The 26,041-nt window shown below is 61.9% G+C and carries 24 protein-coding genes and 1 tRNA gene; 6 read left to right on the top strand and 19 right to left on the bottom strand.

What is annotated here, in order from left to right:
- The 5 genes from VGD10_RS04025 to VGD10_RS04005 form a co-directional block, all read right to left on the bottom strand.
- Positions 1-608 (bottom strand): aminotransferase class I/II-fold pyridoxal phosphate-dependent enzyme (locus VGD10_RS04025; protein ID WP_331039512.1); only part of this gene is annotated, 608 nt, incomplete at its 3' end.
- A 4-nt stretch (positions 609-612) separates the two neighbouring features.
- A complete protein-coding gene (locus VGD10_RS04020; protein WP_331039511.1) occupies positions 613-861 on the bottom strand; it encodes an acyl carrier protein in 249 nt (82 codons plus the stop codon).
- A gap of 68 nt (positions 862-929) precedes the next feature.
- Positions 930-1,844 (bottom strand): NAD-dependent epimerase/dehydratase family protein, encoded by a 915-nt coding sequence (locus VGD10_RS04015; protein ID WP_331039510.1) that lies wholly within the window; start codon positions 1,842-1,844, stop codon positions 930-932.
- Complete coding sequence (gene obgE / locus VGD10_RS04010; RefSeq protein WP_331039509.1) at positions 1,841-2,872, bottom strand: GTPase ObgE; 1,032 nt, start codon at positions 2,870-2,872, stop codon at positions 1,841-1,843. The genes VGD10_RS04015 and obgE overlap by 4 nt, the downstream gene beginning before the upstream one ends.
- A 43-nt stretch (positions 2,873-2,915) precedes the next feature.
- Positions 2,916-3,902: a DUF4893 domain-containing protein gene (locus VGD10_RS04005; protein ID WP_331039508.1), complete on the bottom strand. Its 987-nt coding sequence runs from the start codon at positions 3,900-3,902 to the stop codon at positions 2,916-2,918.
- Positions 3,903-4,099: 197 nt separating this feature from the next.
- Here VGD10_RS04005 and VGD10_RS04000 point away from each other — a divergent pair, with 197 nt between their 5' ends.
- The gene (locus VGD10_RS04000) at positions 4,100-4,675 is read left to right on the top strand and encodes a hypothetical protein (RefSeq protein WP_331039507.1); all 576 of its coding nucleotides are present in this window, start codon (positions 4,100-4,102) and stop codon (positions 4,673-4,675) included.
- 3 nt (positions 4,676-4,678) lie between these two features.
- Here the strand turns inward: VGD10_RS04000 and VGD10_RS03995 are convergent, their stop codons facing one another.
- The 4 genes from VGD10_RS03995 to VGD10_RS03980 all read right to left on the bottom strand — a co-directional run bounded on the left by VGD10_RS03995 (position 4,679) and on the right by VGD10_RS03980 (position 6,796).
- Positions 4,679-5,164 (bottom strand): SRPBCC family protein, encoded by a 486-nt coding sequence (locus tag VGD10_RS03995; protein ID WP_331039506.1) that lies wholly within the window; start codon positions 5,162-5,164, stop codon positions 4,679-4,681.
- Complete coding sequence (locus VGD10_RS03990) at positions 5,151-5,492, bottom strand: metalloregulator ArsR/SmtB family transcription factor (protein WP_331039505.1); 342 nt, start codon at positions 5,490-5,492, stop codon at positions 5,151-5,153. Before VGD10_RS03990 ends, VGD10_RS03995 begins: the two co-directional genes overlap by 14 nt.
- Positions 5,492-6,130 (bottom strand): glutathione S-transferase family protein, encoded by a 639-nt coding sequence (locus VGD10_RS03985; RefSeq protein ID WP_331039504.1) that lies wholly within the window; start codon positions 6,128-6,130, stop codon positions 5,492-5,494. Before VGD10_RS03985 ends, VGD10_RS03990 begins: the two co-directional genes overlap by 1 nt.
- A 63-nt stretch (positions 6,131-6,193) precedes the next feature.
- On the bottom strand, positions 6,194-6,796 hold the full coding sequence (locus tag VGD10_RS03980; RefSeq protein ID WP_331039503.1) for a TetR family transcriptional regulator: 603 nt from the start codon (positions 6,794-6,796) through the stop codon (positions 6,194-6,196).
- A gap of 43 nt (positions 6,797-6,839) precedes the next feature.
- On the opposite strand from VGD10_RS03980, the gene VGD10_RS03975 reads away from it, so the two are divergent.
- Complete coding sequence (locus VGD10_RS03975) at positions 6,840-7,700, top strand: metal-dependent hydrolase (RefSeq protein WP_331039502.1); 861 nt, start codon at positions 6,840-6,842, stop codon at positions 7,698-7,700.
- Here VGD10_RS03975 and VGD10_RS03970 read toward each other — a convergent pair.
- The 4 genes from VGD10_RS03970 to hspQ all read right to left on the bottom strand — a co-directional run bounded on the left by VGD10_RS03970 (position 7,697) and on the right by hspQ (position 9,831).
- The gene (locus VGD10_RS03970; protein WP_331039501.1) at positions 7,697-8,272 is read right to left on the bottom strand and encodes a GNAT family N-acetyltransferase; all 576 of its coding nucleotides are present in this window, start codon (positions 8,270-8,272) and stop codon (positions 7,697-7,699) included. The two genes, VGD10_RS03975 and VGD10_RS03970, sit on opposite strands and share 4 nt — an antisense overlap.
- 173 nt (positions 8,273-8,445) lie before the next feature.
- Positions 8,446-8,715, bottom strand: a complete 270-nt coding sequence (rpmA, locus tag VGD10_RS03965) for a 50S ribosomal protein L27 (RefSeq protein WP_331039500.1) — start codon at positions 8,713-8,715, stop codon at positions 8,446-8,448.
- Between the two features lie 24 nt (positions 8,716-8,739).
- Positions 8,740-9,324, bottom strand: a complete 585-nt coding sequence (rplU, locus tag VGD10_RS03960; protein WP_331039499.1) for a 50S ribosomal protein L21 — start codon at positions 9,322-9,324, stop codon at positions 8,740-8,742.
- A gap of 132 nt (positions 9,325-9,456) precedes the next feature.
- Complete coding sequence (gene hspQ / locus VGD10_RS03955; protein ID WP_331039498.1) at positions 9,457-9,831, bottom strand: heat shock protein HspQ; 375 nt, start codon at positions 9,829-9,831, stop codon at positions 9,457-9,459.
- Positions 9,832-9,959: 128 nt separating this feature from the next.
- Between hspQ and VGD10_RS03950 the strand changes: the two genes are divergently transcribed.
- From VGD10_RS03950 to VGD10_RS03940, 3 genes are all read left to right on the top strand, one after another.
- Positions 9,960-10,049: transfer RNA gene (locus VGD10_RS03950), tRNA-Ser, on the top strand.
- A gap of 362 nt (positions 10,050-10,411) precedes the next feature.
- Complete coding sequence (locus VGD10_RS03945) at positions 10,412-12,055, top strand: ShlB/FhaC/HecB family hemolysin secretion/activation protein (protein WP_331039497.1); 1,644 nt, start codon at positions 10,412-10,414, stop codon at positions 12,053-12,055.
- A gap of 23 nt (positions 12,056-12,078) precedes the next feature.
- Positions 12,079-19,704 carry a YDG domain-containing protein gene (locus VGD10_RS03940; RefSeq protein WP_331039496.1) on the top strand — a complete coding sequence of 2,542 codons (7,626 nt, stop codon included), beginning with the start codon at positions 12,079-12,081 and terminating at the stop codon, positions 19,702-19,704.
- Positions 19,705-19,905: 201 nt separating this feature from the next.
- On the opposite strand, the gene VGD10_RS03935 is transcribed toward VGD10_RS03940, so the two are convergent.
- Genes VGD10_RS03935 through VGD10_RS03910 form a run of 6 tightly spaced genes read right to left on the bottom strand, consistent with a single transcriptional unit; the run spans position 19,906 to position 23,907 of the window.
- A complete protein-coding gene (locus VGD10_RS03935; protein ID WP_331039495.1) occupies positions 19,906-21,009 on the bottom strand; it encodes a hypothetical protein in 1,104 nt (367 codons plus the stop codon).
- A gap of 1 nt (position 21,010) precedes the next feature.
- Positions 21,011-22,234, bottom strand: coding sequence for a caspase family protein (locus VGD10_RS03930; protein ID WP_331039494.1), 1,224 nt, complete (start codon positions 22,232-22,234; stop codon positions 21,011-21,013).
- Positions 22,206-22,982, bottom strand: coding sequence for a M12 family metallopeptidase (locus VGD10_RS03925; protein ID WP_331039493.1), 777 nt, complete (start codon positions 22,980-22,982; stop codon positions 22,206-22,208). Before VGD10_RS03925 ends, VGD10_RS03930 begins: the two co-directional genes overlap by 29 nt.
- A 60-nt stretch (positions 22,983-23,042) precedes the next feature.
- Entirely contained in the window at positions 23,043-23,381 is a 339-nt protein-coding gene (locus VGD10_RS03920; protein WP_331039492.1) for a hypothetical protein, read from the bottom strand.
- Positions 23,381-23,761 (bottom strand): hypothetical protein, encoded by a 381-nt coding sequence (locus VGD10_RS03915; protein WP_331039491.1) that lies wholly within the window; start codon positions 23,759-23,761, stop codon positions 23,381-23,383. The genes VGD10_RS03920 and VGD10_RS03915 overlap by 1 nt, the downstream gene beginning before the upstream one ends.
- Positions 23,758-23,907, bottom strand: coding sequence for a hypothetical protein (locus VGD10_RS03910; protein WP_331039490.1), 150 nt, complete (start codon positions 23,905-23,907; stop codon positions 23,758-23,760). The genes VGD10_RS03915 and VGD10_RS03910 overlap by 4 nt, the downstream gene beginning before the upstream one ends.
- 163 nt (positions 23,908-24,070) lie before the next feature.
- Here VGD10_RS03910 and VGD10_RS03905 point away from each other — a divergent pair, with 163 nt between their 5' ends.
- The gene (locus tag VGD10_RS03905) at positions 24,071-26,041 is read left to right on the top strand and encodes a di-heme-cytochrome C peroxidase (RefSeq protein WP_331039489.1); all 1,971 of its coding nucleotides are present in this window, start codon (positions 24,071-24,073) and stop codon (positions 26,039-26,041) included.

Raw genomic sequence — 26,041 nt, 5'->3', positions numbered from 1 at the left:
TAGACGCCTTCGAGCACGACGAGCCGGCCGCCTTCTGCCGGCAGGCGGCCTAGGCGCTTGTCGAGGTCTTCGACACTGTTGTGGCGAAAGCGGACGATCTGGGCGTTGCCGAGCGCGCAGCCGTCATAGATGGACGCGTGGCTGTCGGCGTCGAGGATGATGTAATCCTCCTTGCCGGCGATCGTGGACATGAGGCCTAGATTGGCCTGGTAGCCGGTCGAGAAGACCATGGCGTGCTTCGTTCCGTAGAACGCCTTCAGCGCCTCTTCACACTCCTTGTGGCCCTGATAGGTGCCGTTGAGGACGCGGCTGCCGGTCGTGCCCGACCCGAATTCGTCGAGCGCCTTCTTGCCCGCCGCGACCACATCGGGATCGAAGGTCATGCCCATATAATTGTAGGTGCCGAGGAGAATCGTCTCCTTCCCCTTGATCGTGGCGAGCACGGGGGAATGGACCTTCTCCATCACCAGCCCGAACGGGTCGCGGACGCCGGTATCGAGCAGCGCCTGCCGCTCGTCGATCAGGGCATCAAACTTGGAGAAAAGGTCTCGCGCGCCGCCGCTGGCATAGCCTTCGCGCGCGTTCGCCACCATGTCGGGGTCGGTCATCGGCTCAGCCGTCGTTCCGGAGCGCCTCGACGGCGTCGACAAGCTGGCCGACATTCTCGATTTCAGCCTGCTGGTTCATCGTGATGAGGATGTCGAACTCGTCCTCGACCGAGGCAACGAAATCCATGACGATCAGGCTGTCCCATTCGAGATCGCCCGCGAAGGTAGTTGCTTCGGTGAGCTCGACGCCCTTCTTGTTGAAGGGCTCGATGAGCGATTTCACCTTGCCGAATGTCTCTTCCCTGTCGGTCATGCTCATCCCTTAATGTCAGTGCTGCGGCTCTGCCAAGCGATTAGGGCAAGAGGGTGGCAGCTTCGGGCTCAGCGGAGCCAGCCTTCGGCCTTGTACCATTCGGCGGTCTGCTTGAGGCCGGTGGGTGTGCGGACCTGCGGCTGCCAAAGCGCGGGCGGCGGGCGGCGCTCGGCGGTCACCACCCAGTCCGGATGACAGAAATAGTTGACCCGGTCGGCCGTCAGCTTGGCATTCCTGCGGCGGAACAGCCCTTCGACGCGAGAGGCCACGCGCATCAGCGGCTTCGGCATCGTGACGGTTGCGGCGCGCTTGCCGAGCAGGCGGCTCAGCGTTCGGGCGAAGTGGCGGTGGTCCCAGCCGCCTTCCCGCCCGTCGTCGGGCTCGTAAGCCTCGGAATAGCTGTCCTCATCGCCAATCACGGCGAGGATGAGGCGGCAGAGATCCTCGACATGAAGCGCGGAGAAGCGGCCCTTGGGTGGAAGCGCGACAAGACCGCGCTTCGCCATCTTGAACAGCTCCAGCGTTTCGCGGTCGCCGGGGCCGTAGACGGCCGGCGGGCGAATGATCGTCCAGTCGAGACCAGATGCGGCAACGAGCTTCTCAGACCGGAGCTTCGACGCGCCGTAGTTGGACAACGCAGGCTCTCTGGCGGCGAGCGAGGAGATATGGACGAAGCGGCGGACGTGGGCCTTCTTAGCCGCGTCAATCATATTGGCGGTGCCGGCGACGTTCACCGCTTCGAAGGCAGCCCTGTCGCCGGTGATGAGGCCGGCAATGTGAATGACGGCATCCGCGCCCGTGCAAAGCTCGGCAAGGCTTTCCGGCCGGTCGAGTGCGCCTTCGACCCAGATGACACTCTCCCCCGGCGCCTTCCTGCCGCGGGTCAGTGCCCGAACTTCGTAGCCTTCAGCAGTCGCCATCCGCAGCAGATGCTGGCCCACGAAACCCGAGCCGCCGGTGACCGCGAGCACGGGCTTGCTCATAAGGGCGACCAATCCTCCCGAGCCTCCTGGCTTTCGGCTGCCTCGACACCCAGCCGGTCAAGCAGCGTATCGAGCACCGCCTCTGAGCCCTCGCCCGTGGCGCCGGAGAGGCGGAAGGGCTTCTGACCGCAGGCCTCCTCGAGCTCCGCCGCAAGCGCATCCAGCAATTCGTCGTCCAGCGTATCGGCCTTGTTGAGCGCCACCACCTCCTGCTTGTCCTCGAGGCCGGCGCCATAGGCGTCGAGCTCATCCCGGACGATCCGGTAAGCTTCGCCGACATCCTCGTTATTCGCGTCCACCAGGTGGAGTAGCACGCGCGTGCGCTCGATATGGCCCAGGAAGCGGTCGCCGATGCCGGCCCCTTCCGCTGCGCCTTCGATGAGGCCTGGAATATCGGCCATGACGAACTCGCAGCCCTTGTGCTGCACGACGCCGAGCTGCGGGTGAAGCGTGGTAAACGGATAGGCGCCGACCCTCGCCTTGGCGTTGGTGACCTGGTTGATGAAGGTCGACTTGCCAGCATTGGGCAAACCAACGAGGCCGACATCGGCCAGCAGCTTCAGGCGAAGCCAGACCCACATCTCCTCGCCAGGCCAGCCGGTGCCGTGCTGGCGCGGAGCGCGGTTGGTCGAGGTTTTGTAGCTGGCATTGCCGCGCCCGCCGTCGCCGCCCCTTAGAAAAACCTGCTGCTGCCCCACTTGGGTGAAGTCGGCGAGCACATGCTCCTTATCCTCAGACAGAATCTGCGTCCCGACCGGTACCTTGATGAGCAGGTCGCCGCCGCCAGCGCCCGTCTGGTTGCGCCCAGCGCCGCCTTTCCCGCGCGGCGCCTTGAAATGCTGCGTGTAGCGGAAGTCGATGAGGGTATTGAGGCCTTCCACAGCCTCGAAGACAATGTCGCCGCCCTTCCCGCCATTGCCGCCGTCGGGCCCGCCATATTCGACGAACTTCTCGCGCCGGAAGCTGACCGCTCCCGGGCCACCCGCGCCGGAGCGGAGATAGATTTTCGCCTGATCGAGGAAATGCATGGCGCCCGCTTAACGCTGCCGGGCGGAAAAAAGAACCCGTCGGCTAATCGGCCCGTCCCCGAGGAAGAAGGCGGCTAAGCTCCAGTATCTCAATTCTCTGCAATCCATCCCGCGCCGGCATCACGATACGGTAGTGGCCGGAGCCAACATGTTCGAAAAGGCCCGCGACATCTCGCGCAGGATCATCTCCATAGCTTGTGGATCCGGATTGAGAACCGCCGCGGCTAACTGTGCCGAGAAAGACAAGCTGACGATCATAGCGGGCATGGAGATGCCCCTTCAGCCGGCCTGGGCCATTCAGCTGCGTCAAGGTCCACCTGCGGTCCGCGGAGAGACTGAGATCGCAGTCGTAAAAAGGAGAGGCGCTGACCATGTTCGTGCTCAGTACGAGGCGTCTGCAGCGATAGCGCGCAGGCGCCGGCTTAGGCGGAGTTATCGCGCCGCCAGGAGAAGCGATCGACCCAAGAGCTTCGATTTGATGCCGAATACTACGCGCCTCAGATCGCAACCGCCGCGGACGGAGAACAGCGACCCAGCTTGTCATTAGATTGTCCATCCGGGCCTCGTCTTCCTCCGTAGCGATCTCCCGCCACGGTTCCGGATATGCGATCGAGGGATTCTCTCGGATCTGTCGTTCCATAGACTGGACCACCACCGGCCACTGGAAGCTCGCCGCCGCGGTTCGCGCCTCTCGCGCCACTGTGACAACGCCGCGGGCACCTTTCGGCAAGCCATCCGCGCACATGCTTGTGGAAATGGGGATAATGTCGCCGACCCGCACGTCTCCCTTCAGCACCTTCGTGACCCTGATGCCGCCTTCTTCCTTGGCTTTTCCTGAATAAAGCGGTGCCGCCTCCTTCACCACGACGCCTTCCGCAACAACAGAACTCTGCGCGAGAACGTCGCGCGCTTGCCGATCAACAAGAGCCTGAGGTGTAGAGAGAGGAAAAAAAGGAACGACGCAGCCAAACCCGGCTGAGCTGGTGGACACGAGAAAAGCGAAAGCTGCGGCTCTGATGACTTTACGCACTGAATTCTCCCCGTTTCTTCGTACTTTAGGCCCTTACGAATGACGCGGCGCTGAACGCATCGTCGAAGCGATGGTCGAAGGAGCCGTGCCGTTGTCGAACAGAAGCTGGCGAGGCAGTGAAACGGTGTCACTGATGAATCGCTGACTAGGGGAGCGGAGGCATGAACATTCGAAAGATCTGGTGCGTTGGGAGATGCTTGGCTGCCGCATCCACTGTTGCCGCGGCCACGCCTGCCGCAGCCGGAATCCTCATTAATGGCTATGTGCATGATGGAGAGTGGGACGGCGCCCGTACGCTTTATCCAGGCAGTGAGGGGCGCCTTGAGGCAGTCAGAGACAGCGAGTTCCTCTACCTTAAGCTCACGCGGCCGCAGGAACCGATGTCTGGCGCGGACCTTTACATAGGCCGCGCGAGCGAACGTCTTTTCATGCTGCACGTATCGTCAGCATTGTCGGAAGATGCCGATCTTAAGGGGCAAACAGCTTATGAATATGGCATCTGGGGCAAGAATGCGGATTGGACGGTCAACCCTATCAACAATTACTACGACTCGAACCGGAAGATGCAGGTCGTCACCCCTGATGCGCATGAATATCAGATCGCCCTCAGCAAGCTGCCGACGGGAGAATCCAAGCTGATGTTCGTTCTGAAGCGGCCGGAGGCGAGGCTGCCTGCCGGTGCGGATGAGATGAAGACAGATGGGTGGCTTCGTCTCGACATTGGCAGCGTCCCTTTCCTGCGGGACGCTGCCCGCAGGAAAGGGCGAGGCTGATCCTCAGGCCGCCGCTTCGGCCTCTTCGACATACTTCGCGAGAATGCCGGACCAACCGTCGGGAGATTCGAATGCTTCGCGCATCTGATCGCTAGCCGGGCCGAAGCGGTCGAGGTTGCGGTGCTCGAGATCGACCCGCGTGCGGCCTGGTTCGACTTCGGTGAAGACGATCTCGACCTCGGTGATGAGATTCTCGTCGAATTTCCACTCGCCATTAGTCTGCCAGGCAAGGATCAGGCCGCGCGGCGGATCCCATGCAAGCACCTTGCCCCATTCGCATTCCGAACCATCTTCGCCACGTTCATACCACCGGCCGCCCAAGCGCGGCTCGATAATCGCGTCTGCAAGGGGTGCGCTGCCCGTGGAATGGGTTTTCGGCCACCAAGCGCCCATACGCTCGGTGAATACCTTGAAGGCACGCTCCGGCCCCGCATTGACGGTCACGGACTTGCGGACGCTCGCCGTTGCAGCGGCATCAGTGCTGGTCATGTTCATCTTCTTCCCCTTCTTTATCGATTTCCGCGGCGAAGGCCTGGAGCGCATCGTCCCAGATGCTGTCCAGCCAGCGCCGCATTGCCTCCACGCTCCGGGCCTGAAGGCGGTAAATGCGCTTGGTACCTTTGGCTTCGCTTTCCACCAGACCGGCCTCCGAAAGCGCCTTCAAATGCTGCGAGACGGCAGGCCGGCTGACAGGCAGCCCCTCCGCCAACTCGTTGACGGAGGCCGCCCCCCGCGCGACGCGCTCGAAGATGCGTCGGCGGGTGCCGTCGCCCAATGCTTCGAAGAGCGCATCTGCGGAGGGGAGGGGCTGAGCCATCAGGCGGCGAGCGGCATCCGAGCGCCCTCGCGCTCAGCCATCTGCTCTATCCACGCTGCAAAGCGCGGGTGCTCAGCGATCATCGGCGCACCTTCGGCGGTTTGGATGAAATAAGCCATGATCTGGTAGATCATGATGTCCGCGATACCTGGGCGCTCGCCGCATAGGAACGGTCCGCCTTCATCCATCAGGTCAGCGAACGCCTGGACGGTAGTGCGGGCCTGCGGGAGCGCAGCTTCAATCTCGGCTTCGATCGGCGCCTCGTTCAGAAACATGGGCCGAAGGATGCGGTTCAGGAGGATTGCACCGATGCTCGGCCAGCCATAGCAATCGAGAATGCCGAGCATCTGGTTCATGCGCGCTCGCTGGAATGGCGTACCGGGCTGCAGCGAGGGCTCAGGACGGAGTTCATCCAGGAAACGTATAATCGCCTGCGTTTCATAAAGCCGGAAGCCGTCGATTTCTATCGCCGGGATGCGGCCGAAAGGATGCCGCTCGGAGAGATATTCAGGCCCCTTATAGTCGGGCAGCGGCAGCTCGATGAGTTCGTGCGACAAACCTTTTTCATCGAGGGCAATCTGCACCGAGCGGGTGAAGGGGCTGCCTGCTGCGCCCCAAAGCTTGATCTTCTGTGTCATAACGGCTCTCTCCTTTGTAAGAGAACACTTACGTAAGTACATACTTACCGATAGTCAAGCCGGCTAATCTGGAGGAAGGCCATTGGCAGAATGGTGCGCCTCAAGGCGCGCCTGAATCGCCTCCGCTGCCAAAGTTCGTGAGGCATCGCGAGGAAGGTCGAGTGTCTGGGCGATGGCGCCGCCAAGCAGCGAATCGCCCAGTGCGGAGAGAACCAACCAGAGCGTCGTCTCCGGAACCTGATGCTGCTCGTGACCGGGCACGAACTGATCGACCATCGACCTCACGGCGGTGAGGATCGGGTCGAGCGCGTTCCTGTTTCCGGAAAGGATCATCCAGGCGGCAAGCGCTCCGCCGCCTTCCTGCCCGAACGCATCGTAAACGCGATCGACGATCTCGCGGGGGCTGGCGGCGCCGGCGCGGGCCCGTTCGACCGCATCGGCGATACCTGCAACCACCCTTGCACCGATCTCCTGCGCAAGCGCCGCCTGAAGTCCCGCAGCGGAACCGAAATGATGAAGAAGGTTCGCGTGCGTCTTTCCCACCTTCGCCGCGACCGCCTTCAAGGTGACAGCCTGCGGCCCCTCCTCAATCAAAAGCTCACGTGCCGCCTCCAGTGCGGCAGCCCGGCTTTCAGAAGAGCTCAAACGCTCACGCGATATTGACATAAGTGTCAGTAGTCTTCATTTTCATTCCAAAGGAGATACATGGATGGTGCGCGAAACGACACCCTCTGACTTGACGATCACTCCGCGCGACCGCCGCTTCGGGCGTGACGGCGAAACCCGGCGGTGGTGGCTAGGCGGCGATCCCATCGGGACGGCGCTCTACAATGCGCTTTCCGCCACCTTTCCCAAGGGGGAGAAATTCTTCGTCGAAAGCGTCCGCGCTTTTCGCGACGGCGCGCCGCCGAAGCTCGCCGGGGAGATCAAGGCGTTCACCACCCAGGAAGTGATGCACAGCCGCGAGCATGTCGCCTTCAACAAGCGCGCGCACGACGCGGGCTACGACCTGAAGCCGCTGGAGGATCGGGTCGATTACCGGCTCGACATCGTCAAAGAGCGGCATCCGATCGTCAGTCTCGCCGCCACAATGGCGCTCGAGCATTTCACCGCCATTCTGGCGCACGAACTGCTGCGTGACCCGCGACACCTTGCCGGAGCTGATCCTGAGTCGGCAGCCTTGTGGCGCTGGCACGCCATCGAGGAGATCGAGCATAAAGGCGTCGCCTACGACACCTGGGCTCACGCGACGCGCGAATGGCCGCGCTTCCAGCGCTGGAAGGTGAAGGCGAAGGTGATGCTGCTGGTGACGCACAACTTCCTGATCGATCGAACTAAGGGGGCGCTTGAACTCCTCCAGCAAGACGGGATCACCGGTCCCAAGGCATGGACGCGGCTTTTCTGGTTCGCCTTTGGTCGGCCCGGCATGGTGCGGAAGATCCTCGGCGCTTGGGCGAGCTATTTCATGCCGGGCTTTCACCCATGGAACCATGACGACCGCGCACTGATCGAGAAGGAAGAGAAATCTCTCTCAGCGCGCGGAGATCAAGGACCGGCCTACGCGGCCTAAGCCGCCATGCAGAAGGCCTTTACGAAGCTCATCTCATCCTCGTCCTCAGCCGCTTCCGGCGTGAGGTCGAGCGTGAAGAGCTTGCACGGAGCCTCGGCGCGACGGCCGGCGCTGTAGCGGCGGAGAATCTCTCCAGTGGGGCGGAATCCCAGTTTCTCGAGCACGCGGCCGGAGGCGGGATTGTCGAGGAAGTGGCCCGCGCTGAGCTTCCTCAGCCGCAGCGTCTCCCGCGCATTGGCAAGCATCGCGGCCCCGGCTTCGGTCGCATAGCCGAGCCCCCAGTGCGCCCGCGCGATCCAGTAGCCGAACTCGAGCTCGCCCGACGGCATGCAGCCGAAGCCGACGCCGCCGATCAGTTCAGGCGCGCCTCGGGTGCGGCGGAAGATGAGGCAGCTTTCCGCCGGCGCGGCGACATCGCGGCCTAGGAAAGCCTCGGCATCGGCCAAGCTGTAGGGCCAGGGCGCACTCGCCAGATTGCGGACGATCCGTTCGTCACCGATGGCCGCGGCTAGGGCGGGTGCGTCCTCGATCCAGCCGGGCCTCAGCAATAATCTGTCGGTCCTCGCGAACATTGTCTCTTCCTCTTCACTTTCGCGCCGCCCCTTGCCCCAACGGGGTTACGGTCCGGCGACAATTTTTGAGGGAGACAATAAAAAAGGGAGAGGGGGCGACCCTCTCCCTCGAAATCGGTTCTCTTACGAGTACCTGGGCCGCCCTTCCCGGGACAGCCCTTCCTCGACTGTCCCTATTCCGCTGCTTCCATATGCATGTCGACGCATACGAATTTGCGGCCGAGCTTCCCGTCGCGGAACGAGACGCGGCCGTCGGTAAGCGCAAAGAGGGTATGATCCTTGCCCATGCCGACGTTGGCGCCCGGATACCACTTGGTCCCGCGCTGACGCACGATGATGTTGCCTGCAACGACGGTCTCGCCGCCGAACTTCTTCACGCCAAGACGACGGCCAGCGCTGTCGCGACCGTTGCGTGAGGATCCGCCTGCCTTTTTATGTGCCATGACTGAACTCTACCTCGAAAATCTTTACGCGTCTTTATCAGCGGCCGGCTTCTTTGTCGAAGCCTTCTTCTTCGACGGAGCCGGCGCATCGACCATCTCGCTCTCGGCGCCTTCGACCTTCAGCGGGGCCTCGGTCTTCGCCTTGCCCTTGGCAGGCGTTTCGGTCGAGGCGTCGGCAGCGGGCTTCGGAGCCGCGGCCTTCTTGGCCTTGGGCGCAGCTTCCTGAGCCTCGGGCGCGGGAGCCGGAGCAGTCTCGGCGGCAGGCGCTGGAGCAGTCTCTTCCTTCTTGGCCTTCTTCGGCGCGGCCTTCTGATCGCCGATCGCGGTGATGCGAAGCAGTGTGTACTGCTGGCGATGACCGTTCTTGCGGCGATAATTGTGGCGGCGGCGCTTCTTGAAGACGATCACCTTCTCGCCCTTCGCTTGAGCGATGATCTCGGCCGAAACGGTGAGGCCGTCCGTCTTGCGCAGCTCGGAGCCTTCGCCGGCGAGCAAGACGTCGCCCAGCGTGATGGTGTCGCCGGCATGGCCTGCCAGCTTTTCAACGGCGATCTTGTCTCCGGCGGCGACGCGATATTGCTTGCCGCCCGTGCGCACGACTGCGAACATGGCTCTTATCCAATTACCTTAAAGCTGTCCGCGCAAAGCAAATGGCCGCGGCCAACCCGCGCGGGAAGTGGGGCTGCTACTGGACACGCCCGGCAGTGTCAACGCCAAAGCCGCGCCATCAGCCCTCTTTTTCTAGTGCCTGTGCTCCCGCCGAAGCTGGTAGCGGCCGTCCTCATAAGCCGTGAAGATGCCGGAAATGGCCGGATGGTCGACCGGCTCACGGCTTTCGTCCGGCACCAGATTCTGCTGGCTTACATAAGCGACGTAGCTCTGCTCCCCGTTTTCGGCGAGTAGATGGTAGAAAGGCTGGTCCTTGGAAGGGCGAACCTCCTCCGGTATCGCCTGGTACCATTCTTCGCTATTGGCGAAGACGGGGTCCACGTCGAAGATGACGCCGCGGAATTCGAACAGGCGGTGGCGGACCACGTCCCCGATCGAAAAATGAGCGTGGGAGATGGGCGGCGCCGTCACCTCCCCAAGGTTTTGAAGCATATCGTGTCTTGGCATGTCACAATCCTATTTAGGATGTAACGCGCGGGCCGCAAGAAAGGCGCACTTGGCAAGCGGAATGGCTTCCGCTAGAGCCCGCCGCCTGTCGACCGGCCCCCGCATTGCGGCGGCCCGCCCGATCCTGCGGAGAGGTGCCAGAGTGGTCGATTGGGGCGGTCTCGAAAACCGTTGTGCCCGCGAGGGTACCGTGGGTTCGAATCCCACCCTCTCCGCCACATTTCTGGTTTCAAGGGTGCCAGCAAGATCGTTAGAGTCTCAAACTCGACCTTATGCGCTAGCTTCTGTCGCAGATGGTCTGATGTCTTGCCTTTGTAATGACGTTACGGAACGATAGCGAGGGGCGTTAACCTAGCGTGTTGCAACAACGTCCTGTAATCAGTTGTCATCACAGTATTTCTACTCGATAATAGAAGTCGATTCTCGGCGGGGCGTCTAGCTTCCTGAGGTTCTCACAGGGGGCAAGATGTATCGGGGAATTGGGGGAGGACGCGGTGCGTCCGGGGTTCGTGCGTTACAAGTTTATAAGAACGTTACGTTAAATGTTCGCAGCTCGGCGGTAGGGACCGCCGCGCTCGCATTGTTGCTGACGGCGGCTTTTCCTGCCGGCGTTGCGGCGCAAAATTCGCTTCCGAGCCGGGAAGAGCTGCAGCCGGCGGAGCGGACCGCGGTCGAAAGGCGGGCGCAGACCACCGGAATAGTAGGGCGGCTCGATGCCGGTCCCTGCCCGTTCGAGACCTCGAACCTCAGCTTTACCCTTGAAGCCGTCGACTTCAGCGGCCTGACAGCCGTTCCCGCCGAGCGGCTTGCGCCTGCCTGGACCGGCGTGCGCGGGCAGAATGTTCCTGTCGCCGAAATCTGCCGCATTCGAGATCGTGCGGCCGAGATACTCCTCAATGAAGGCTATCTCGCGCGCGTCGAGATTCCGCCGCAGCAGATCACCGGCGGACGCGTACAACTCCAAGTTGTTGAGGCACACATAGCCTCGGTTCAAGTGACGGGATCGGCTGGCGGCGCTCAGCGCAAGGTTCGCGACTACGTGTCCCGTCTTCAAGGGCTCGCTCCATTCAACATGGACGTCGTTCAGCGGCAGATATTGCTGGCAGCCGACGTTCCCGGGGTGACCATCTCCACCAACATCCGGCCCGCTCAGGGTACCGCCGGCGCTGTCGAGCTTGTGGTTCAGGTGGATCACGAACCGGTCAACGTGCTTACGGCGTTTCAGAATTACGGATCTTCCGCGGTCGGACCATGGACGGTTCTCGGGCGCGTCGATCTCAACAGCCTGACCCCGCTCGGCGAGAGAACCAGTCTTGTTCTTTCAACCGACCCGAGCTTCGAGGAGCAGCAGGTTCTCCAAATCCTGCAAGAGGCGCGACTCGGTGCGGATGGGCTTCTGGCCCGCGGATCAATCGCACTCGGCGAAACGCATCCTCGCGCAGCGCTCGCGCCGCTCGAGATTGAAAGCCAGTCTTTTGTGGGTGAATTGGGCCTTGCTTATCCGATCATCCGGCATCGCCGCCGGAATCTATGGATTTCCGGAGGTATCGAGTTCGTCAATCAAACCACTGACCTGTTCGATGGTCGGGCTCGTCTGATCGACGACAAGCTTCGTGTCCTTTCCGGCCGGCTCGAAGCCGATCAGCGCTTCAGCCTCTTCTCACTTCCGATCTTCGGATCCGGCAGCATCGAACTGCGTAAAGGGCTGGACGCGTTCGGCGCCAGTGAACGCGGCGAGGCTACGCTTTCCCGGACTGCGGCGAACCCAGAAGCCTGGGCAGCGCGCCTGAGCGGCCGAACCGAATGGCTGCTGATGCCGCGCTTCAGTCTCGCCACCGCAAGCCTTCTGCAGTGGGCCGATGATCCGCTTCTCGCGTATGAGGAGCTTTCCATTGGCAATTACACGATCGGCCGAGGCTATGATCCCGGTTCAGTATCGGGCGATCGCGGCGCGGCAAGTTCGCTGGAGCTTCGCTACGGGCCGGTCCAGCTTGGCCAGTCCAACGCCCAAGTGTTCGGCTTTTTCGATTCAGCTTGGGTAGAAAATCTGGACCCGGGATCCGGCCAGCACACGGTGCGGTCGGTGGGCGGCGGAATGCGCATCAATCTGGGCCGGACCTTCAGCCTCGATGTCGCCTATGCACATCCAATGGACGCGCCCGTCCCCGGCGGTCCGAAGGCGGACGACCGCCTCCTCATCAATCTCATTAGCCGTATCCGCTAAGCCGAAGCACATCGGAGCCTGTCATGACGAACCGTAAATTCCGTCCCGCCCTTCTCGCCCGGACCGCGCTCGGAAGCGCGCTCCTCCTGCTTGCGGCGGCGGAGGCAGGTGCTCAGTCGACCGTGGCCGGCAACATCGGTTCGATCACGGGCAATCAGGGTAATTCGACCGGCGTCGGCACCGTCGGAAATACGACGTCGATCACTCTCGGCAACAGCAGGACCGTCCTGAACTGGAACGGCGATTTCAACCTTGCGAGCGGCAGCACCCTGAATTTCGTCTTCAATGGCCGCAACGATATCGCATTGAACAAGGTCGACGCCGGCAGCGCAACCATCAATGGTGTCCTCAACGGAACGATCGGCGCGGCTGGCCCAGCGGGTGGCAACATCTGGTTTGCGGCGTCGAATGGCGTGATCTTCGGCTCCGGCGCGGTCGTCAATACCGGCGGCCTGCTCGCCACCACGGCGAATATCACCGATGGCCAATTCCTGTTCGGCCCCAACGGTCTCGACGAGGGAGGAGCGGGCGACGACAACAGCCTCAACTTTACCTTCTTCGACCGCAACGCCGGGAGCACCGCCGGCTCTGTGCTGGTTGACGGCAACGCGCAGATCAACCTCAATGGCGGTACGTTGGCGCTGATCGCACCGTCAGTCTCCACCGGCGCCACGACGGTCATCGACGATACATCAGGGGACCAGGATGCCGACGCGCTGTTCGGTGCGGCCGAAGAGTTCACGATCACCTACCAGGCTGACGCCGAGGGAGACCTCGATCTGTTCAGCTGGACCGTTCCTGCATCGGGATTGTCCGCCAACGCCACTCCGATTTCCCTCGCCGGCACGACAACAACTGGCAATATCTATCTTGCCGCGGTGACTTCGCAGGCGGCCAGCCTCGTCATCAATCCCGGCGCGACCGTCATGGCCACCGGCGCGGCGGCGAGCGGTGACGGCAATATCATTCTTACAGCCGGCGGCCACATCGCCGCCCGTGCCGCGGCGACCAATGCCAACAGTTCGTCGGTAACGACATCTATCAGTTCGGCACTCACAGCCGCGCGAAATCTAGCCGTCAACAGCACCGGCTCCATTTCCGTAAACTCAAATCTTACTGCAACCTCGGGTGAGTTGGCGCTGACCGCCTCAAGTGCAGGAAGCGACATCAGCATCGGGGGGAGCCTGGCGGCCGGAACGGACATCCGGGCAAGTGCGGCAGACACGATCAGCTCCGTATTCGGCGTGTCACTGAGTGGGCGCGATATCGATCTAACGGCCAGCGACTGGAGCGGCACGATACTCACCAATGCGGTGCTCCAGGAAACGCAAGACGTCTTTATCCGCGATACCGGCTCCTTCATCGTGCCATGGGATCCGATCACGGCGGCACGCGATCTCACCATCACTGCGGCGCTCGATCTGTCGATTGGCGGAGCGGGCACACCCACTGAGCAGGTTTCCGGAGGACGGAACGTCAATCTTTACGCCGGCCGGGATCTGAGCCTGCGCGGAGACGTCTCTGCTGGTGCGGGCGGCACCGTCACCCTGCGTGCAGGCGGCATCGGCGCCGCAGCAACGGGTACGGGCGCGATCACTCAATCCGAAGGGATAATTACCGCCACCACGCTCACCGGTAGAGCCGGCATAGGCTCCGCCGCCACCCTTGCGGGCGCGAACGCTCTCACCGATCTTGGCTCCTTCACGGCAACGGGTCTCTCTGTCAACGATGTCGGCGGGCTCAACATCAACGGGCTTGTCGATGGCGGCACCGGCAATTTGAACATCAGCTCTACGGGCTCGATATTCGCCAATGGCGCCGTGCGCTCGACCGGCTCCGGTTCCACAACGGTGACCGCCACCGGGCTCACGATCGGCGGTTCGGCCGTTCAAGGCGGAACCGGCGGAGTGACGATAAATGCACCGGTTTCCCTGGTTACGGGTACTTCCGCTTCGGTAATCAGCGGCGGCAACGTCACGTTCGGCAGCAGCGTCAATGGCACCGCGAGCCTTACCGTGCAGGCGCCTGGCGTCACGACCTTCGGGCTCGTCGGAAACACCTCGGCACTGAATCACCTCACCACCGATGCGGCGGGCAGCACAGCGCTAAGCGGTGCGGTCCGCATTACCGGGGATATGATTTTCAACGACGCCGTGACTCTCGGCGCGGCTACCACTCTCAGCAGCCTCGGCGGTGGCGTGATCACCTTCGGCAGCAGCGTCGACGGCGCGCAGGCGCTGACCGTGAATACGGCCGGTACGACCACGTTCGGCGGCAATGTCGGCGGCACCAATGCGCTAGCCTCGATCACGACCAATGCCGGCGGCTCGACCACGATCGGAGGCGATGTTCGCACGACGGGCGCGCAAAGTTACGGCGATGCCGCCACACTGTCGAATGGGCTGCACACGATAAATGCGGGTTCGCTCTCCTTCGCCAGCACGCTAGGTGCTGCCACTTTTGGCAATCCGACGCTGTCGACAACCACGACAGGCGCTACCAGCTTTGGCAACTCAATCTTCGGATTGGCAGGGCTGGGCGTAACCGCCTCCACCGTCTCCTTTACCGGTACCAACAACAATATCGGCACGATCGCCGCGAACATCAGCGCAGGCGGCCTAAGCTTCGGTACCGACACGTCGCTGACGGTCGGAACCGTCAACGGCCTTTCCGGCATCACGGTCGCACCGGGGCAGAACATTCGGATTGAAACGCCGGCCACCAGCAGCATGCGGACGCTCACTCTGGCGGCGCCCATCGTGGCGAGCGGCGGCGGCGACGTGTCTCTCATCTATTGGGGTGGAACGGTTCAGGGCTCCGGTCTCATTTCCGGCGATCACCTGCTTCTTATCGCCAACGAGGGCGTAGGGGCCAGCGGATCCCGGGTTCAGACCGCCGTCAACAGCATGAGCGTGGCGGGCGGCAATAAGGGCGTCTTCTTGCAGGAGGCTGACGCGGTAACCCTGCAGAATACTACCATCCCAGCCTGCGACGGCACCTGTACCAGCACCATAAGCAATAGTGGTGCTTCCTACGATCTTACTGCTGGAGGCGCCATCACGGTCGCAGCGTTCACCTACGGGATAAATGGGCTGAGCCTCACGTCCACTGGCGGCAATATCCTCCTGACATTGCCTTCGTTTGACCGGCTCGAAACAAGCGCGGACCTGCGCCTCACCGCGGCGGGATCCATCCAGAATGTGAATGGAGCGCCCCTCTACGCGCGCGATATTCATCTGTCGGCGCAGAATTATTTGGGAAGCATCCTGTCAGCCTCAGTGCTCCAGGAAACCCAAGACCTCTATATCACGGACACGCTCGGTGGGATCGACATCGGTGCGACCAGCGCTGCGCGAAATCTCTCCATCACCGCCAATAATGGCGGCCTCAACGTCACCGGTGCGTTGACTGCGGGCGGGGATATCAGCCTCACCACGACCGGAGCAGGCAACAACATCGCGATCGAGGCGGCGGTCACTACCGGTACCGCAGTGGGCCGCGACGTGTTCATCAACTCGAGCGGCGGTGTCAGCCAGACTGCCGCGGGCATCATCACCAGCTACAATCTGCAGGGCGATGCCGCGAACGCCTTCGACCTCAACACGGCGACCAACGCACTCACCATCCTCGGGTCCATCAACGCCAACGGGATCGAAGTCGCGGACGCGGGTGGGCTTTCCATCGCCGGTTCGCTTTCGGGCGGCGCCGGCGGGGTCAATGTCACGACGTCGGGGGCGCTGAACGTAGGCACTCTCGTAATGGCTTCCGGGAACATCGCGCTTTCCGGCACGGGCGCCAGCGGCGCGGTGAACGTCAGCTCCACTGTCTGGGGCACGGGATCCAATTCCACCTCGATCAGCGGAACCACCGTCAGCCTCGCTTCCTCCACCGTGCAAGGCGGAACCGGCGGCGTGTCGATCACGGGCCCGGTGACTTTGTCGGGCACAAACAACCTCATCACCAGCGGCGGCAACGCATCGTTCAGCAGCACCGTCAACGGCGCTTCCAATCTCACTGTGAACGCTTCGGGTGTAACGAGTTTCGCGGGCGCTGTCGGAGGAACAACCGCCCTTACCTCCCTCACGACCGACGCAGGCGGCACCACGAGCTTGGGCGGCAATGTCCGGACTACCGGGGCCCAGACCTATGGGGACACCCTGTCGCTCGCGAACAGCGCCAATCTCGAAAGCAATGCCAATGTCTCGCTCGGAAGCATCATCGGTAACGGCAACGCGCTCTCTGTCGCGAGCTCCGGAAGCACGGCCTTCAACGGCGCGGCTAGCGGTCTTTCGTCGCTTTCCGCAAATGCCGGCAGCGTGCAGGTCAATGGCGCGATTTCGGCCGGCACCGCTTCGCTAACGGCGGGGGCCGGGAGCATCACCGTCAATCAGGCGCTCACCGCTACCGGCAATGCCACCCTCAGCGCCTCTGGCTTGATTTCCGGATCGGGCCTCGTATCGGGCAACAATGTCTCGCTAAGCGGCGGCACAGGCGTCGGAACGATTTCGAACAGGTTCAACACGAACGCGACGACGCTCGCCGTCAATGGCGGTTCCGGCATCGCCTACGTGAACGAGGCGGATGGGGTTACGCTCGCAACCCTCGGCGGGGTCAGCAATCAGGCGACCTTCGACTATAACCTGACCGCCGGCGGCACCGTTGCGGTGAACAGCGGCATCTCAAGCGGCGGCAACGTCGCGATTGCCACCACGTCGGGAAATATCAGCCTGGCGACCACCGCTTCGGACCTGCAGGCAACCGGCGCCGTCAACCTGTCGGCGGCAGGTGACCTTGACGCCATCGCAGGCGCGACGATCACCGCTCAAGACATCAATCTTTCTGCAGGGAACTTCACCCGGAACATCCTCGACAACAGCGCTCTTCTCGAGACGAGGGACCTTGCCGTCACAGACACGAGCGGGGGCGGCAGCTTCACCGCTGTGAGCGCGGCACGGCACTTGTCCCTCAGCACCACCAACGGCGGAGGCATGGACGTAAATGGTCTCGCCGCAGGCAGCAACATCACCCTTAACTCGGCTGGAGGCATCAATCTCGACGGTTCGATCGATGCGATCGGCGACACGGTAATATTGACGGCAGCCGGAACTGTAACGCAGAATAGCGGCGCCATTGTCGCTGCCACTTTGAGCGGCTCGTCCGGCGGCGCGACTGCGCTGACATCGGCCACGAATCAGATCATCAATCTCGGCGCATTTACCGCCAACGGCTTCAGCTTTGCACAGGACGGTTCGATCAACGTCAACGGCGTCTTGAACGGTGGCGCCGGAGGCGTCGACCTCGACACAGCCAATGGCTCACTCGTTATCAGCGCCTCGGGCGGGATCAGCAGCGCGGGGCTGATCGATCTCGACTCGGGCGGCCTGTTGCAGGTTGGCGGATCGGTTCAGGGCGGCGGCGCAGGCGTCGACCTACAGGCGGCCGGTGCGGTAACCGTAAGTGGTACCGGGCAGGTGACAGCCACGGGCGGCACTCTGCGCCTCGCCAGCACGGGTAGCTCAGTCTCGATCGACGGGCTTGGGGTCGCGAACGGCGCCGGCACTGTGGATCTCGACTCCTTCAGCGGCGTCACCCAGAGCGCAGCCATTACCGCGGGGACATTGACCGGGACGAATTCCGGTGCAGTCACTCTCTCCCATGCAGGGAACGCCATCGGCAACCTTGGTGCTTTCAGCGCTTCGGGCCTGACGCTCGCCGACACGAGCGGTCTTACCATCACCGGAACAGTGAATGGCGGCGCGAGCGGGGTGAATATCACCACCTCGGGCGATCTTACTGTCGGCGCGGCCATCGTTGCCAACAACGGTCCGATTTCGCTCACCGCAACCGGCGCGGGATCGGATGTAGCTCTTAACGCCGCAGTCAATGCGGGCGCAGGCGCGGTCGCGCTGACAGCGAACGGAACTGGCGGCACGATCAGCCAGAACGCTTCCGGAGCGATCACTGCTGGCACTCTCACGGGTTCCGCCAACGGGGCTGCGACCCTGAATGCAGCCGGTAATGCCATTTCTAACTTAGGCGCATTTGCGGCGAATGGGCTTTCGATCGTCGACACGGGCGGACTGGCTGTTACCGGCGCAGTGAGCGGCGGAACCGGCAATGCCACCCTGCAGACCACCGGCGGCAATTTCACGATTGGCGCGGCCGGCTCGGTGACCGCCGCAGATGTCGTGCTCTCGACGAATGCCAACTTCATCAACCAGTCCGGTGCCGACGCCGTCGCGGCTACCGGCAAATGGACGATCTATGCCGCCGCTCCGGATACGAGCAGCTTTGGCGGTCTCGACAGCGGCAACACTGCAATCTGGAATGGCACTCTGGCGACACGCGGGCCCGGCACCCTCACCGGCAGTCGCTATGTTTTCGCCTATCAGCCGACGCTGACTTTTACGACGCTCGATCTCTCCAAGGTCTACGGTACCGACGCCAGTGGCCTTGCCAGTACGCTCTATGCCGTCACCGGCTTCCATTCTGGCGTGGCGGGCGCTTTCCTGGGCGATACTGCAGCGACGGCTTTCACCGGAGCGCCCGTGATCAGTTCCAGCGGGTTCGCTGAACGGGCTTCGGTACTTGGCGGGCCTTACGCGGTAACCGCCTCGACCGGTACGCTCGCCAGCGGAAGCGGCTATGCTTTGGCCTTCAGCAATTCGGGCACGATTACGGTCACACCGCTCGGCATTTCCGGAACCGTGGCTGCCGACAACCGGGTCTATGACGGCACCACCGGCGGCACCGGCTCGGTGACGCTGACCGGCGTGCTCGCCGGCGACAATGTCGGCACCACGGGCGGCACCTTCACCTTCGCGAGCCCCAATGCAGGCGTCCAGACGGTGAATGTCTCCGGCGTGTCGCTCAACGGCGCCGATGCCGGCAACTACACGCTGACGCTGCCGGCGACGGCAGTGGCGGAAATCCTCCGCCGCGCGATCACCGGCACCGTCAATGTCGACAACCGGGTCTATGACGGCACCACCGGCGGCACCGGCTCGGTGACGCTGACCGGCGTGCTCGCCGGTGACAATGTCGGCACCACGGGCGGCACCTTCACCTTCGCGAGCCCCAATGCGGGCGTCCAGACGGTGAATGTCTCCGGCGTGTCGCTCAACGGCGCCGATGCCGGCAACTACACGCTGACGCTGCCCGCGACGGCAGTGGCGGAGATCCTCCGCCGCGCGATCACGGTTACGGCGGATTCACAGAGCCGCCGACCGGGAGAGCCCGATCCTGCACTGACCTACACCATCACAAGTGGTTCACTTGTGGCTGGTGAGAACCTGACAGGAGCTCTCACGAGGGCCGCGGGTGAGGCGCCAGGCTCTTATGCTATCGAGCAGGGAAGTTTGGCTGCTTCAAGCAACTATCAGTTGACCTTTGTCGGCAATATGCTTGTCATTCAACCCGCGCCTCCGACTGACACACCGCGCCCAAATCCGCCGCGGGAGCAGATCACGGACTTCCTGGCAAGGCTAACGCAACTGACGGACACGGTAGGCGAGGTGCCACTGCTCGTTATCGAAGATGCCAACGCTTGCGTTGGCAGCGACGAAGGCGGAACTTGCGCTCGGAGCGGCGATCAGCCTCAACCCCAATCTGCGCCTGTGGGTGTACCCTTGCCGGGAGAACGTGGTTAAGCTGAGCCACCAACGGGGCACAGAGAAGGGTGCCGAGAGCAGCGTGACTACGGTCACGCTGCAGAAGCAATAGCTCAGAGCCTGTTTGCGGAGAGCCAACCCTATCCGCCACGTGCTGCCTGACTCCGGGTCCAGGCCATCTCCTCGGCCATGCAGCATTCCAGCGCCAGTCTGGTCGTGAGAGGCTTCAGACTTCCTTTGTTATTTGAAGGTGGCGAACAAGGCGTTTGTGTCAAGGTGGTTTGCCGCACGCTCGAGTTGCGCCTTGCGAGCTTTGAACTTGCGTATGTCTTCTGCCGATAGATTAAACCCGACCTTGGGCTCCACGTGGAGGTCAATATACAGCCTTAAGCGTTCAAGCGAGTAGCTTACGCCGGACCGGAACCAGGGGCATGGTTTTTCGAGCCCGCGGCGAAGGGCGCCAACGGCGCCTTCGTGGTCGCCGCAGCGGGCGAGCGCCTCAGCCTGCAAAGCATAGGCGTCAGGCATTTCCGGCGCGAGTTCGATAAGCTGCTGGATCCACCGGTCGAGACCTTCCAGTTGATTGGCCCGTAACAGCACATAGGCGCCGAGCACTGCGCGCAGCAGCGAACTTTGCGGCGATCGAAGGCCCGAGTCTTCCTGCACCATCAAATCGGTCGAAATTACCCTGGATTCCGACAGCAAACCTTGGTTGACGAACTCAAGAAAGGTATTGGTTGCGGGACTGATCGCCGAGCTGAAACTGAGCTTTACTCCGTTATTAGAAGGCTTGAGGCATAAGCTTATTGAGCGTCTTGTCCCCGAGAGATCGCCGCGGCCGAAGCACTCATCAAGCGGCAAGATATGAAAACTGCGCTGTCCTTCATGCTCTATGACAAGCAGATCATCTGTTCCGAACTCCCGCTCGATAATGACCGATCGTTCCCAATCAAGCGTCTGCGCCTCTTTTAGAAATCCCTGTTCGTCATCAGCCTCGAGCGGTTTCCGTTCACTCCACTTTGAAAGCCAATCGCCCTGCCAACGCCGTACGACCGGCATGGGGGTATCCATTGCGGCATCACTCGCTGACAAGGACGTCATCGACTCTTCGAACTCTCCGAGTGTGGCATCGGCGACTTGTCCGGCGACAACTTCAATCGGCTCCGAGGCAAGTAGCTCTTCGCCGTCCGGCAGCAATGTTCCGATATAGTAGGAGCCGGCCGGCACATCGATGTTCCGGCCGGACATGCCTTCGACGATGACCGTTCCCGACGCGTCCCTGATGCGCACCGGAAGCGTCGCGCCCGATAAGGGCAGGCAACGGATGGACCCTAGCTCAGTCATCTCAGCCCCCGATCCGTAAAGGCCATGGCATTTTCGTGCGGATATTGAGAGGGACAATACTGGTCTTGACGGGCTGAAAGGCGCCGTCTGCCGGCTCCACCTCGATCCGGTAGAAGCCGGCCACGACACTGACGCGGCATGGATCGTCTACCTCGTATCCGGAAAGGTCGGTTTCCGCCCCCGTCTCCAGTTCGATCAGACGCGCATGCTTGATTGAGGGCCGCAGCGCCGGCGGCGCAATGCTCACCTTCAGTTCGAGCGAGGGTGGATCGAGGCGGAAACAGAGGATCGGATCGGAGATGAGCCCGGTCAGCTCTACCCGGCCCGCGAGATTGGGGTCGGCGAACTCAAGCCCTGCCTTCAACGACTGGGCGGTCGTGGGCCAAATAGGCGTATCCTTCCCGTCAACATTCTCGCGGTTAAACGAGGCGTTTTCCAGCGCCCATTCGAGGGCCTTGATGAAATAAGTTTCCTCCCCCGCCTTGCCGGCTGCCAATCCGCCCGGCGGCGTTGCGAAGAAAGTCGGCGCCTTTCGGTTATCGAAATGATTGAGAGCCGCATCGAAGATCTTCGGCGTCTGGGTATCGTCCAGCTGATCCAGTCCATCGGGCTTGTCACGGCAAGCATCTACGAAATAGAATTGATAGCGGCCAATGTTCGGATATTCGTCCGACGGCGCCATTCCATTGCGCACGTTCGACAAGCGAAAGCTCTTGGCCAGCTGTGGGCCCGGCTTCTCCAGGAAGTCACTCGCAAGCAGAATGGATTCCTCAAGCGAGCGACGAATTCCGTGGCCGCAGAAATAAAATAGCGAAAGCTCGTCCTCGCCCTTCGCTACGTCGTCGCGCCAGGCGTAGAGGGCATCGTGAATGGCTTTCCAGTTGGCCGGGGCGCCGCCGGCCGCGGCAAGCTCCGGATCGTTAGTCAGTTCGAGAGGAGACGCTGCAGTCAGCAGTCGGATCGTCTTGAGCGGGCGCCATAGACGCTGCTGCGCGTCAAGCTGCTTAAGTTTCGTTGCGATACGGAATGCGCTGCGTGCTGGAAAATCAAGCTTTTGAAGCGCATGCAAGCCGGGGCCTGGCAAATCGTTCGGTTCAGAAAGATTAGCATAGTCGCTTACGCCGATAAGCAACGCATGAAAGCCACATTTTCCGGCAGCATTAAGCTCTGCGCGCTTGTCGTAGATCAGCGAAGGATCAAGCATCGGCTGCGGCAACTCCGGCATAGATGCTTTCAATCGCCGCGCAGTCGCCGGCGCTGAGCTTAAGCCGCTGGCCCATCACTACGCCATCGGGCAGCGGCCTTCTGGGGCGAATGGTTGGCTGCCCGTCGATGCTGAACGCAGTGGGGGGGTAATGCATGATCGAAGCATAATCGTAATCTTCCACGTCGACGCCGTCGTGGATGTGCTGCTCGAAATTATGTCGAAAGCCCGGATCGACGTTGCTGAACACTATCTCGACGAACTTGTCCCGGTCGGCGCGACTCTGTTCGTGCCAAAGACCGGCAGCATGTCCGAGTTCATGGATGACGTTACCAAGAGAGCAGCTGTCGGCGAGGATCAGTTCCTGCCGCCCGCCCTGCCGTCCGACATGCGAGGCACAGCCGGAGGCAACACGCCGAAAGTAGACATAGTCGCTCTCGCTCGTACGTGGCTTGAAACGAATACTCGTGTTGGCGTGCCAATGGGCGATGGCATCGGTAATCCGCCGCTGATTGGGAATCGCGGGATCGATCTCGTACGGAATGGTGCGCTTTGGCCACCGATATTGCTGGCCCTTGATGGCCACGCCGAGCGTCCGTGCACTTGCATCTGAAAATAGCTGCGGAACCGATTGCGCCTTGAACTTTACCAGTTCGGCTGCGGCTTCGACTTCGGAGGTTTCCCCGAGGATGATGCATCCTTCGAAAATCGCTCGCCCGTCCACGTTGGCGAACTCGACCTCCTTCCAGGGACTGCCGATCGGCTTCACATACCCCTTGCGCCGATCGTCGCTCCTAAGATGTCCTTCACCGCACATGGCGCTTCCTCCTCAGCGTATCGGCTTCACCTCAATCATCACGGGATTGTCGTCAGTGTGCCGCCAAGGGTGGCTGGCGACGCTGAGCAGGTCGCCGGGCGCGAGCGCCGCACCGCGGCGCACCTCTGCGGCCAGTGTATACTCCTCGTCCGGTTTGGCCATTGCATTGAGAGCGAATTCGATGCGGCTAACCGCTTCCCCGGAACAGCTGGCGACTGCGCGCGCGACGATCACACTAGCGGCATCCGCCATACCGCTGGCGCGGAGCTGGACCTCGACATGGGCACTGTCGAGACTGACGGGCGGATCAATGGCGACGAACCCTTCTATTCTAACCTCCTTTGGAGTCACTAACGGTTCGGGGGTGCACCCATATCTGCGTCCATGGCCAACCCGGCTTGCCGCTGCTCCCCCGGGATGAACGAAGTGTCGTCGACCTTCCGACGGCGGCCATCCAAAAAGAAATCCACATCGAAGTTGCGCGACACGGAAACCATCACGGCGAGAATGATGAAATAGCCGAAGAATCCAATGGCCAGACCTACGCCGTAAGCGCCAAACAGCGCCCCCGATTCGCTGAACAGCCGCGTCACCGCTGCTCCGCCGATCGCTGCAACAACGGTGGTGATATCGCCGAGCTGAACGTCACCGCGGCGATAGCGGTTCACGAGATACAGGAACCATCCGATGACCAATCCGAAGGCGAGGGCGCCGGTTTCCTGCCAGTTCATGCCGCACGCTTCCTGATTGATGTCGCCAGCGCCTCGTGCCCGAGCATTCCAATGACGGCGCCTGGAACGCCCATCAGGACCGCCGTCGTTCCCATGCCGGCAGCACCGGCAGCCGTTGCCACCCCCGCCAGCGCGCGGAATGCCATTCCGGCGGGCGTTAAAGCAACAAAAGCCGAGGCCCAACCGAGCACGAGCCCAAGACAAAGAGCGCCTATCGCGGTCACAAACAAGGTCTCATAACTTCTCCCAGCGAAGTCGATAGCAAAGACGAACTTACAGGAAGCAAAGTCGAGTCGCAGAACGGGAAAGATGCTCCCGAAACAACTATTCCGCAAGGGAGAGTCACGATTCATAGCTAACTACGGAGACCAAGATGCTATTTTCGGGCACCATTGCGCGCCTTCTATAAAGATGTCACTATCGACTTGGGATGGCCGCAAGAGTCGATCTCCATATTACAGGGGGAGGCAGGCGATGGTTTCGAACCATTTAGTGCGCTTCACAGCCCTTTCGGGCTGTTTGATGCTGATAGCAGCCACCGGGTCTTGCATGACCACGTCGGATGCGCCCCCGGGACCGCAAGGGTGGACCGAGAGCGATCAACAATGGTGGTATGAAGCCACCCAAGGGTCGCGGCTAATGCCGCTAGCTTGGATCAATGCTCTCGAAATGCCTGCCAGTGCCGAGCCATTTCTATCGGATGCACATATGGCTGGTTTTCGTTTCCTGCCGCGCACCACTTCGTTCGGTGCTCGCCTGCCGGTCGGCTTTGCCATTGACGACAATGATGACAGCGAACTGAGCGTCAGCAAATTGCGATGGTTCGCTGGGCAAGGTCCTCGCGAGCGCTGGATTGGACTCAACTGCTCCGCCTGCCATACTGCCGAGATCACACATGGCGGCGAGCCAATGCGGATCGACGGCGGTCCCAGCCTGGTCGATTTTCAGGGTTTCATAGAGGCGGTCGACGCAGCGCTCGTCGCCACGCGAGATCAACCCGAGAAATGGGAACGCTTCGCCGCCAAGGTGCTCACCGGGCGCGACAGCGCCGGCAATCGCCAGATGCTCCGCGCCGCCTTGGACCAGCATATCACTTGGCAGCAGCGTACCGAAAAATTGAATCACACGGCGCTGCGTTACGGCCCGGCCCGGCTCGATGCTTTCGGGCATATCTACAACAAGGTGGCGCTGTTCACCGGCGACGCGAACCCTGTCGCGAGCCCCGCCGACGCGCCGGTCAGCTACCCATTCCTTTGGGACATCTATCGCCACGACAAGTTGCAGTGGAACGGCATCGCTCAGAACTCGCGGCTGAACCTGGGGGGCGGGCGCTATTTGGATTACGGCGCCATGGGGCGCAACACAGGCGAGGTCATCGGCGTCTTCGGAGATGTCGTAATCCGGCCGGCTGGACCGGCTCCCAGCCTGGTAGGCTACAAGTCGAGTATTTGGGCGGACAATCTGAACCGCTTGGAGACGCTGTTAACCCGGTTGCGCGCGCCTAAATGGCCGACGGCATTGTTTCGCGAAGCCGCTGACGACGCGGCGCGCGCGCAACAGCGCTCCGAGGGACAGGCATTGTTCAAGGCAAGGTGCCAGGGCTGTCACGAAATGTTCGAGGGGACGGAGCCTTACCAGGTAAGGATGGTGCCGCTTCGCGCCTCCGCCCGCGACAGGACGGATCCTTGGATGGCGTGCAACGCCTATACCTACAGCACGCGTAGCGGCCGGCTCACCGGTACTCCGCAAGGTTACATCAATGGGGAGCGCATTCAGGAGACGGCGCCGATCGCAACCTTGCTCGCTACTATGGTGAAAGGGACTCTTGTCGCCAAGAAGGGGCAGATCGTCCGCGAAGCGGCCAACACCTTCCTTGGTATCGAACGCCCGCCGCGCGTGGTAGTTGATGACACGCCTACGCCTGACGAACGCGTCGCCGCACGGCTGAACACCTGCCTTTCGGACGAGAGCCCGCTGCTCGCGTACAAGTCGCGGCCGCTCGACGGCATCTGGGCAACGGCACCATATCTTCACAATGGCTCCGTGCCCACGCTCTACCATCTGCTTCTTCCGCCGAGTGCGCGTCCGACAACCTTCAAGGTTGGCACTCGTGAGTACGATCCGCGACATGTCGGCTACGTGTGGGGCGACGCACCCGGCAACAGCTTCACCTTCGACACGCGCATCCGCGGCAATTCGAATGCGGGGCACGATTATGGTGTGTCGAATTTGACGCCTGCTCAGCGGTGGGCGCTCGTCGAATATATGAAGATGCTCTGA

It is taken from the genome of Allosphingosinicella sp., assembly GCF_036402135.1.
Classification (GTDB): Bacteria; Pseudomonadota; Alphaproteobacteria; order Sphingomonadales; family Sphingomonadaceae; genus Allosphingosinicella.
Note: the sequence above shows the minus strand (reverse complement) of the source record. Positions and strands in the feature narration are given on the sequence as shown.